At 55.2% G+C, this 9871-nt stretch carries 8 protein-coding genes; 5 read left to right on the top strand and 3 right to left on the bottom strand.

The annotated features are described in order from the left end of the window. On the bottom strand, nt 1–2264 hold a 2264-nt coding region (locus C8D82_RS18805; RefSeq protein ID WP_207776187.1), incomplete at its 3' end, for a glycoside hydrolase family 5 protein. Nucleotides 2265–2387: 123 nt separating this feature from the next. On the opposite strand from C8D82_RS18805, the gene C8D82_RS20875 reads away from it, so the two are divergent. Next, nucleotides 2388–2924, top strand: a complete 537-nt coding sequence (locus C8D82_RS20875; RefSeq protein ID WP_133245292.1) for a hypothetical protein — start codon at nt 2388–2390, stop codon at nt 2922–2924. Between the two features lie 621 nt (nt 2925–3545). On the opposite strand, the gene C8D82_RS18800 is transcribed toward C8D82_RS20875, so the two are convergent. Beyond that, a complete protein-coding gene (locus C8D82_RS18800; protein WP_116885835.1) occupies nt 3546–4229 on the bottom strand; it encodes a type II secretion system protein in 684 nt (227 codons plus the stop codon). Continuing rightward, nucleotides 4198–5157 (bottom strand): nucleoside hydrolase, encoded by a 960-nt coding sequence (locus tag C8D82_RS18795; protein ID WP_116885834.1) that lies wholly within the window; start codon nt 5155–5157, stop codon nt 4198–4200. Before C8D82_RS18795 ends, C8D82_RS18800 begins: the two co-directional genes overlap by 32 nt. Nucleotides 5158–5322: 165 nt before the next feature. Between C8D82_RS18795 and C8D82_RS18790 the strand changes: the two genes are divergently transcribed. The 4 genes from C8D82_RS18790 (at nt 5323) to C8D82_RS22415 (ending at nt 9863) form a co-directional block, all read left to right on the top strand. Beyond that, the gene (locus C8D82_RS18790) at nt 5323–6087 is read left to right on the top strand and encodes an AraC family transcriptional regulator (protein ID WP_165833196.1); all 765 of its coding nucleotides are present in this window, start codon (nt 5323–5325) and stop codon (nt 6085–6087) included. Between the two features lie 272 nt (nt 6088–6359). After that, nucleotides 6360–7439 carry a 2-hydroxyacid dehydrogenase gene (locus C8D82_RS18785; protein WP_116885832.1) on the top strand — a complete coding sequence of 360 codons (1080 nt, stop codon included), beginning with the start codon at nt 6360–6362 and terminating at the stop codon, nt 7437–7439. A 156-nt stretch (nt 7440–7595) separates the two neighbouring features. Then, nucleotides 7596–8591 carry a LacI family DNA-binding transcriptional regulator gene (locus C8D82_RS18780; protein WP_116885831.1) on the top strand — a complete coding sequence of 332 codons (996 nt, stop codon included), beginning with the start codon at nt 7596–7598 and terminating at the stop codon, nt 8589–8591. Between the two features lie 66 nt (nt 8592–8657). Further along, the gene (locus tag C8D82_RS22415) at nt 8658–9863 is read left to right on the top strand and encodes a prepilin-type N-terminal cleavage/methylation domain-containing protein (protein ID WP_390621911.1); all 1206 of its coding nucleotides are present in this window, start codon (nt 8658–8660) and stop codon (nt 9861–9863) included. The last annotated feature ends 8 nt before the right edge of the window (nt 9864–9871 follow it).

Below are 9871 nucleotides of genomic sequence, written 5' to 3'. Positions count from 1 at the left end.
GTCTGGTAACGGTCGGCTCCGGAAAGTTTCATCACTTTGCCGGACATATCGCCGGAGAAGGTCATCACTTCGCACTGCGGAGCGACGATCTTCACTGTTTTCGCCTTCGAATCAAGCGTGATCTGCCCGCCTGCGCTCGTGATGACTCCGGTCTTCCCGAGCTTGTCGAGAGCGGCGCGGGCGGCGGCTGGAAGCCGTTTCTCCCAACCGGCATTGAGCGCATCGACCTTCCGCACGCCGGGGAACGAAGCGGCGGCGCCGAGCGTGCCGATCCGGCCGTAGAGGCCGAGTTCGGTGAACTCTGCCGGATAATCGCCGTCATCCTCCGGTGGACCTGCGAGCCGGCGAAGCTGCCCCGACGTACAGGTGAAAGCAAAAGCAGGTTTCGCCGCCCGGATATATTCACGCATGAAGAGAAGATTGATAATGCGTTCCGCCAGCTGCGCCTGCGGATCGTTGACGATATCAAAACCATACGGCACATCGACCTTATCCATGTTGTAACGCCCGTGCGACCAGGCGAACCGATAGAGGGCGTCCCAATCCTGCAACCCGGCATAACCGCCGATCAGCGGCGCCGCTTCGCCCCGGTACGGGTTCGGATTGCAGAAGTTGAATTCAGTGACGGTGTACGGTTTGCCGAAAATCCGCGCCGGCATCAGATACCGCGGATGTTCCGCGCGATTTGCGATGGATGATTTATTGGAAAACGCATACGGCAAGTGCCATTCCCGCACCGGAAACCAGGGATGATCCCAATACTGATGATTGTCCACGAAATCCAGATGCTCACGTACTTCATTCATCGTGAACTTGCTGATCATATTGAGATCGGTAACCAGCGCAACCAGTTTCAGCTCCTCCTTCAGGAACCGCTTCTGTTCTTCGATGCTCCTGATCTGAAGATCGTTCAGGAACTCAATGAAGAGGCCCCCGCGTGAGGTGCGGTTCTCCGGTGTGTCAAGCCCTTTCTCTTTCAGGTATTCGACATATCTCTCCTCGAAAAGCGGGATAAGCGCGGGATCCCATCCCCGCCAGATGATGACCAGAGGATTTTCGTTCACAAGATTCAAAGCATAGAGTGCCGGATCCTCCGCATAAGTCAAACCGGTATAGGGATTTCGGTGGGTCAGCAGCCGCCGGGCGAATTCCTTCCAGTTATCCATCGCCGATTTGCTGAGCGGAATCAACCTCTTCAAGATGAATTTCTCCGGACTGGTGCGTCCTTCAAGTTCTTTTATGTGGTCCCCCGGCTTCAATTCGCGGCTTGCATAAAGATCCAGACAGGAATAAATTCCATGTTTTTTCAGTTCCGCAAACAGGTAATCAAGTTGATCGAGTGCCCGGGAATCAAAAGTCAGAGAGTCTGGTGCATTCGGATCGATAAGTCCGTTATCAAAATGATGAAAGCGCACAGTGTTATAGCCGAGCCGGGTCGCCTTGGTCACGAAATCATCGGCAAGCTCCTTGTCGAGATAGTTTGCTGTGCCGACCAGATTCGGCCCGAAAAAACGGATCCGCTTTCCCGGCGCGTCACGAAATGAGAAATGTCCGGTCTGGTCGACCACTACCGGTCCGTATTTGCCGGCCGGAGCATCGAGATAGCCCGAGAAATCAAGCGGAGACCCCGCCACGGTATTGCCGTTGTATTCGACCGGCAGCCAATCCTTGTCTGCAACGATATACGGCAAAGCTTCGGGCCGTCGGAGATTCAAACGGTACTCTCCGAGTGTGGCGCCGACAATCATCCAGACTGAACCGCTGTCTGCTGCCGCCTTGAAGGTCAACTTTGCCGGAGCAGCTTCGACAGGAAACTGTGACAGATAGAGACCGACAAAGGTCTCAGCATTTTCTCCCGTCCAGGCGACAACACCGTTTGCCACTCCATACGGTTGCCACCAGTTGCCGACATCGCGGCCGGCAAGCACCGGGAACTCCTTGACGCTGCCGTCGGCATACTCCGCAACAACCATACCGACCGGCATAGATGCATTCGGCGTCCAGGCCGAAGCATGCAACAAGTACAGATACCTGCTTTTTTCGCCGCTACTGTCAAGCGCGATACTCTTCTCCATCGGAAATTTCTGCTGCCGGGAAGATAACACAAGACAGGAACGGCCATCGTTGCGTTCCGGATTGACGATATCAAAATCGACGCCCAGAGCGGAAAAACGACCGGACTTCATCATGCGCAAATCGTTGGTCGGTCCCTGGTCGGTCCAGCCGCCTTTCCCGTCGTTGAGCTTCTCGTCTCTGAATCCCATATTGAACACATTTCTCAAATCAACGGAGGCTGTGTACGGCGTCTCAAGTCGTATGCGGATTTTTAAGGAGGCGTCGTCAATTTTTCCGGCGGACGGAGTCGCTCCGATCCGGAATATAAAATATTGATTGCCCCATTTCCGATCATCCTGGATCAGCAACATGAAATCTCCTTCAACCGTGACAATCCTTCCGTTGCTTCCGAATCGGAGCGAACGGGCATTCCCGTTGAAGATACAGCTTTCTTTGCATACTTCCGGCAACTCTATTTTTCGGCCATCGACTATGACGTCTCCCGGTTCCGCCAGCGGCATGTTCATAGTCAAAGCGAGCGCAGAGGTTTCGACAGGAGAAGCAGCCTTGAAACGGGCATGATAGGCAACACCGTCCGGAACTGCGACTGCCGAAATCTTCGTCCGGAACCCGTTCCATACGCCGGAAGTTTCGAACGAGTCGGAACCAAAGCGCGGAAATCCCGCATCCATCTTGAAATTGCCGCCGTCAAGGACTTCAGCATGCCAATCCGGTGCGTACCAGTTCCAGCGAAGTACGCGCGTTCCGACTCTCAAGTTTCCGCAATCGTCGATTGCGGGACAGGCCGGCAACGTTTCGCCGGAAACGGCAGGCAGCAATCGGAAATCGGCTGTGAGCCGCCAGTTTGAAATCTCATTTTCCATCCCTTTCGGCATCAGCCGGATGGTAAACGTCTTGAGGTTGAAAGCACGGTTATCCTGAATATAGACTTTGAAATCGCCACTGATCCGAATTTTCCGTTCCGGCAATCCAATCATGACGATTCCGGCCTCACGATCAAAAATGCCCGGTTCTGCCGCTTCTTCCGGCAAGCTGATTTCATCTCCATCTACATTCACAGCGAGCCCGGGTTCCCCAACCGGAATGTCGATTGCCAGTGCCAAAGTGTCTGTCGCAATCGGAGTCGCCGCTGTAAGCATGTAATCGCACTGAAATGCCTTGTCGCCGCTTGCCGTCACCGTCTCAGTCACTTCAAACACATTGTCCGAACCTCCGGCCGGAAGTTTCCCGCGAAGTTCATAAGTGCTGTCGGATCGTTTCAACACCTTCGCCTCCGGTTTCAGGCTTGATTGATCGCTCCCCTGCCAGCCCGCCCCGAAGTGTTGAAGAAAGAACCGCACAGAATCAATTTCAAATCCTCCCTGCGCCCCAAACCGAAGCTCTTCCGGCAATCGATCAACCGCCGAAACGCCGGCCCAGCCAAGTATCATCAACAATACCATCAACCGTTGCATCGTCATCATATTCCTTTATAACTCATCAATTTTTGCCATTCCATCATCACCACGGCCATTTTCATAATCCGCAGCACGGACTTTCTGCGCAGAACCATCTGCACGAAAAAGCGGAGCCTCCCAATTGGGATGAACAAGAAACGAGTCAAAAACTTCAGGCGCTATATTCATCAACGTCGTCCCTCCCGAACAAATAATCAGCATTTGCCGCGAGAGTTTGCTCATTGGCTTACCCAAACCGGTATATCCGAAAGCAGTACAGACCGGGCCGCTCCGGCTGTCGCGCATGTAAAAATAATCGCAGCGTTCTTTGGATGTATGCGTCCAGCCCTCTCCGGGAGTGGGCAAAAAAGGACAGGCGAAAAGTTTTGAGCGAAGATCGCCTTCTGCCGGCTTATACTGACACCACGACGGGCCGCCGATATAGATACTGACACGCCCCAGGCCCACATTTTCAACGTCCCACAGACACCAAGGAGTTGAGGCTCCGCCGTTGCCGGTCTTAGGAAGCTGATCATGGTTATCATTCGTATACATAATCACTCCTGATCCGATCTGCTTGACATTATTGATACACTTGATTGTGCGAGCGGCCGCACGCGCCTTATTCAAGGCCGGAAGCAACATTCCGGCAAGAACGGCTATTATTGCAATCACTACGAGCAATTCAATAAGAGTAAACGGAATAGATTTTTTCATTTTCAATCCTTTCTATTGGTTGGGTTGTAATAAGTCTCTCAACCAGCCGTTGCTGAAAAGCGGCCGGGTCGGTCATTTCCGTGGCGACCAGCATCTCGCGCCCCTCCGGCGAGATTCGCGTAAAGCCGACGTCATCCACCGCAAGTTTCAGGCGTTCCAGGCGGGTGAACTCCCCGGAATATGCCAGATGGACCGCCGCTGTATCATAAAGGATGCTGCTGGCATGTGCCGGGCCGCCATGTTTCCAATAATTTCGCCAAACGGCATATTGGGCAAGAATGTTCCGGGCAACCGGTGCGGCTGATTCCGCGATTTTCCGATAATTCACTCCCGACAGCGCGATATCGCCGCAATGATCGAGCGGCGTCAGGAGGATTTCACGCCACGGCGCCCGGAAAGTCCGCTGCGCCGCCAGCACATCGAGTTTGATGTTGTACTCAGCAACCACGCCGGCCGCACCTCGGTGCCGCTTTGCGATCGAACCTCCCATCACGGTCAGGCGACATCGGGAGACCGCCCGTTCATCCCGGCGGCAAAACTCGGCGAGAGTGGTCAGCGGCGCGATGCCGATCACCGTCAGCTCCGGCTCGGCGGCAATCAGTTCCAGCGCCCGGCCCACACCGTCCTCCCAGATGCCTCCGGAGTACTGTTCCAGCCGGTAAGAGTCGGCATATTCATGCATGGTTTCGGGCGAACCGTCCGCACGCGAGACGCCGATGCCGACCGGAATATCGTCGCGGCCGCACGCCTCCAGGAATCCGGCCGCAACCTTGGCCCGGTAACGGGCATCACCGGTTGAGGTCAACACCAGTTTCAGGTCAAATTCAGGGCTGTTCAGCAGCATCCCGAGCGCCCAGGTATCGTCGATATCGTTGCCGATGTCCGTATCCAGAATGGTCGGAATCGGTTTAGGGCCGCAGTTTGTCATTATGGTTCCTTTCGTTGTTTTTCTTTTTATATTATACCGTAATTTATAATCCGAGCCAACTGCATTTTTGATACAAATTGATAAACAAATAGAACAAATCGCCAGAATTATTGGAAAATGCCGAAAAACGGCGTTATGTTGCACCCATCAACGAAAGGAATCGATATGAGCGTACAATCGGTGGAACTGCCGTTGCTCTTCTATGCGTGGCGGCGCAAGGTAACAGGCAATGTCGCTCCGCACCAACACGGCGGCTGCGAACTGATCTATGTACTCGACGGGCATTGTCGGGTAGAAAGTCCGGCCGGAATTTTTGAAGGCACTCCCGGCAAACTGCTGGTCATCCCGCCGGAAGTGATCCACAACCAGATCGATGATCCGGGCGAAGACAACATCTTCTGCGTTTTTCAAGCAAATCCGGCTCTTTTCGCCCAGCATTGGCGTTCCCTTGACCTCGGCGGTGAAACGCGGACCATCCGCATGTTTCTTGAACTGTGCGATATGACCGAGAAAAACGATCTTACGGGGGCATCGGCTCTGCTGCTGAGCTTTCTGCAAAGGCTCTCCGCTTTCGAGCAGAAACAGTCCCTCTCCACCCGACAGCACCCGAAACTCCGCAAAGCCCTCGAGTTCCTGCATGAAAATCTCACCCGTCCCATCACGGTCCGGGCGACAGCGGAACATGCCGGAATCAGCGTGTCGCTGCTGCGTAAGCTCTTTACGGACTACTGCGGGACTCCGCCGCTCGGATATCTGCAGAATCTCCGCCTTGCCCGAGCTGAAGAATTGCTGAAAAATCCCTACCTCTCCATTGCGGAAATCGCCGCCGAATGCGGATTCGACAGCGCCGGTTATTTCATCCGCCTCTACCGGCGCAAGCACGGCACTTCTCCCGGTAAAGCGCGCCGCAGGTCGGATCACCCGAGCTGATCTCCCTTGTGCACTTCCCCCCGATATGCAATGCAAAAAGATCCAATCCCCCGCCGCACGCAGTGGAAATACTTGCCGGCAATTCTGACCGCAAAACAGCAACTTATTTATACAAATGCAAAACTATTTTTAATAATTTATCATACTCCGTTTGCTATTTTAACACCAATGTATTATAGTAATAACAAACAGATCAGGAAAAATTCTGGAAGGAGACCGGAGTTTCAACCTGTAATGCGGACAGGAGTTTCAACAACAAAGAGGAGGTTGTTATGAACAAAACCAAAGTTGCATTTTTCGATACCAAACCGTATGACCGGGAGTTTTTCACGGAAACCAACAGGAAGTTCGGGTTTGAACTGACCTTTTTCGAAGCGCGGCTGAATCCGAATACCGCCCGGATGGCGGAGGGATTCGATGCGGTATCCGCCTTCGTGAATGACGATGTCAGCGAAGCTACGATCAAGGAACTGGTCAAGGCCGGAGTAAAGCTGATCGCGATGCGCTGCGCCGGCTACAACAACGTGAATCTTGCCGCTGCCTACGGCAAAATTCTGGTGATGCGCGTACCGGGATATTCCCCCTACGCGGTCGCCGAATACGCGCTGGCGCTGCTGCAGACGCTGAACCGCGAACTGCACCGCGCCTACAACCGGGTCCGAGAGAACAACTTCTCGATCAACGGTCTGATGGGATTCGACCTGCGCGGCAAGACCTTCGGCATTGTCGGAACCGGCAAGATCGGCCGGGTGTTCGCGGAGCTGCTGCAGGGCTTCGGGGTGCGGATTCTCGCCTATGATATGTATCCGAACGCCGAAGCGGCCAGACAACTGCACATCGAATACGTGTCGCTCGAAGAGCTGTACCGTAATTCCGACGTAATTTCGCTGCACTGTCCGCTGACCCCGGAAAACGTGCATATGATCAACGACGAGGCGATCGGAATGATGAAGCATGGCGTTTACATCATCAATACCAGCCGCGGCAAGCTGATCGATTCCGCCGCACTGATCGCGGGACTGAAGAGCCGCAAAATCGGCGGCGCCGGGCTGGACGTCTACGAGGAGGAGAGCGACTACTTCTTCGAAGACCGTTCCGGCTACGCGATCGACGACGACATCCTGGCCCGGCTGATGACGTTTCCGAATGTGCTGATCACCTCGCACCAGGCGTTCTTCACCCGCGAGGCGATGACCAACATCTCCAACGTGACGCTGAAGAATATCGAGGACTTTGTGAAAGGCCGCGAACTGGTGAACTGCATCTGTTACCAGTGCGACGGCAATCGTCAGTGCCCCGGCAAGGGCGACCATGCCGCCCCCTGCAAAAGTCAGCCGAAACCTGAAGCGTAAATCTCCGGCGGCAATCCGTTTCCGGCATACATCCGGCGGCTTCACATGCCGCCGTTTTTTTTGCTTTTTTTTCATCACAGACTCTTGACATTTATGATAAACCTGGGTATAATTAATTATGATCAATCGATATAGCAATCAAAAACGGGACGGCCGATGAGTATCACGCTGAAAGATGTCGCGAAGGAAGCCGAGGTATCGGTGAGTCTGGTTTCAAAGTTCCTGAATGCCGATCCGAGCGGACGCATGAAGGAGGAGACGCGCCGCCGGATTGCCGACACGCTGGCGCGGCTGAATTACCGCCCTTCCCCGCTGGCGCGTTCACTCAAGCTGGGGCGCAGCGGCACGATCGGACTGGTGATCAGCAACCTGCGCGATCCGTATTTCGCGCTGTTCGCCGACCGCTGCCTGAAAGAAGCGAAAGAAGCCGGTTTCCAACTGCTGATTTCTCCGTGCGAGTTCGGGCGCGAAGCCGAGGAGGAAGCTTTGGAATCCCTGCTGGAACGCCGTCCCGACGGCATCCTCTACGGCCTGCACCTGTTTCCGGGAAGGATTGCGGAACGGCTTGCCGCCGAACACTATCCGATCCTGCTGATCGACCAGAAATCGGACCGGTTCCAGACGGCGTACCGGGATGACGCTCCGGCGCTCCAGGCGGCCATCGCGCTGTTCCGGGAGCGCGGACACCGGAAGATCATGCTGATTCACCCGGAATATTCGCTCTGGCCGGAAGTCGCCGGCCCCGAATGCCATAAAGCCGGTATGGAATTGGAATGCCGGTTGACGGTTCCCGGCAGGGAACAGCGGCTGACGCTGCTCCGCGAACTCTGCTGCCGGAAGCCCTCCGCGCTGCTTGTGAACGGCTGGCATTCCGCTTACGCCCTGCTGCAGCTGATCGAACGGGAATTCCCGGACTATGAACCGGATATGGTAATAGACTGCTTTCTGGAGCATCCCTTTTTCCAAAATCGGCGGATCATCGCCCGGATCGATGGCGACCAGCCGACGCTGGTACGGAAAAGCGTGGCGGCACTGACGGCACGCATCAACGGTGAAACTACCGGAAATATCGTAATACCTTCCCTTTTCCGGCCCTCCGTTTCCCCCGTTCCCGATATCCCAAACGAGCAGGAGCTTTTCCTGCTCTCCTGACCGGAACCATGCTTCATTATTTGAAATCAGATCAATGATCAAACGATATATCAAAAAAAATAATCAATGCGGGGAGAGAAAATGAAAGAACATGAATTTACGTGCAACACAGCGTTCCACAGCCCAATAACAGCGGCAAGGTGCCGCTGCCGGGTAACGGGATGTGCGTCGTCACTGCGTTCCGCCTACTTATCCCGCTGGGGAGCTCTGCTCCCCCGGCCCCTCGTTGTCTCATCTGTTTCCGCTCCGCGTAAAAGAGAGGGATTCGGGGGAGAGAAAGCGGCGACTTGCGCCGCGTCTTTCCCCGTACCAAACAATCTGAACATCTCTCTCATTCCCCTCAAGCTCTCACGCCTTGGCCAATGCTCTGCAAGCGGCAAGTCGGAGCAAAAACGTGAAGTTGTTTTTCCGCAGAAAAGCGGGAAGACAACTTCACGTTATTGCGGATCTTCCTTCCCCGCCGGCCGACCGCGCCTCTGCCGATCGACCGTCCCGTACCCGGCACCGGCACCTTGCCGGACGCAGGGGGCGTGGGGGGCGGCGGATACGCCCCCCACATACCGCCTCCGCAAAACGACAGCCATAAAATTTACGCTTATTGAGCTGCTCGTGGTGATAGCGATCATTGCGATACTGGCGGCGATGCTGCTGCCGGCGCTGAACAAGGCACGAAACAAAGCGCGTGATATCAGCTGTACCTCCAACCTGAAACAGATCGGAACACTGACTCGGATGTACCTTGACTCCTCTGATGACCGGATGCCGAAAAACAATGGAAATTTCGGCACGGACGGCAGTTGCATGGATGCCTTTTACGCGTTCTCCGCCCCGGCGCTGAAACGCGAGGGGGGAATGATCTATCGCAACGGCTGGGGAATCGGAACCGGACGGCCGCCGTTCGACTGCCCCGCTTCCCCCGAGGTGAAGCAATCCGAGGAAACGGCCGATTACGGGATGAATTCGCAACTCAGCGCCAAAGGCGTCAAAAAGGTATCGCGGCCTTCGGAACGGGGATTCATCATGGACATCCACAAGAAATGCAGTTATCCGATGCCGATCACGGTTCCGGCGAACGGCGACGCGGTCTGGGACGGACTTTTCGCACTGCCCGGACTGGTCGTGCGCCATCTGTCGAACGACGGCATCAATGTGCTTTACCTCGACGCTCACGTCGGAGCGCGGCGGCTGAGCGGCATCCCCAAAACGCTCGGCACTTCCGCCGCCCAGTATTTCTGGAGCGGCGGCGACGACGGCAAAGACGGTTCCCGATGATCACAACC

Source organism: Victivallis vadensis, from assembly GCF_003096415.1.
GTDB classification, from domain to species: Bacteria; Verrucomicrobiota; Lentisphaeria; order Victivallales; family Victivallaceae; genus Victivallis; species Victivallis vadensis.
The sequence above is the reverse complement of the archived record's forward strand: the minus strand, read 5'-3'. Positions and strand labels throughout refer to the sequence as shown.

Excerpts from the sequence above, each read along its gene's own strand:
- C8D82_RS22415 (WP_390621911.1), top strand. The coding sequence starts at position 8,658 with ATGCGGGGAGAGAAAATGAAAGAACATGAATTTACGTGCAACACAGCG.
- C8D82_RS18795 (WP_116885834.1), bottom strand. The coding sequence starts at position 5,157 with ATGACAAACTGCGGCCCTAAACCGATTCCGACCATTCTGGATACGGAC.
- C8D82_RS18790 (WP_165833196.1), top strand. The coding sequence starts at position 5,323 with ATGAGCGTACAATCGGTGGAACTGCCGTTGCTCTTCTATGCGTGGCGG.
- C8D82_RS18780 (WP_116885831.1), top strand. The coding sequence starts at position 7,596 with ATGAGTATCACGCTGAAAGATGTCGCGAAGGAAGCCGAGGTATCGGTG.
- C8D82_RS18800 (WP_116885835.1), bottom strand. The coding sequence starts at position 4,229 with ATGAAAAAATCTATTCCGTTTACTCTTATTGAATTGCTCGTAGTGATT.
- C8D82_RS18785 (WP_116885832.1), top strand. The coding sequence starts at position 6,360 with ATGAACAAAACCAAAGTTGCATTTTTCGATACCAAACCGTATGACCGG.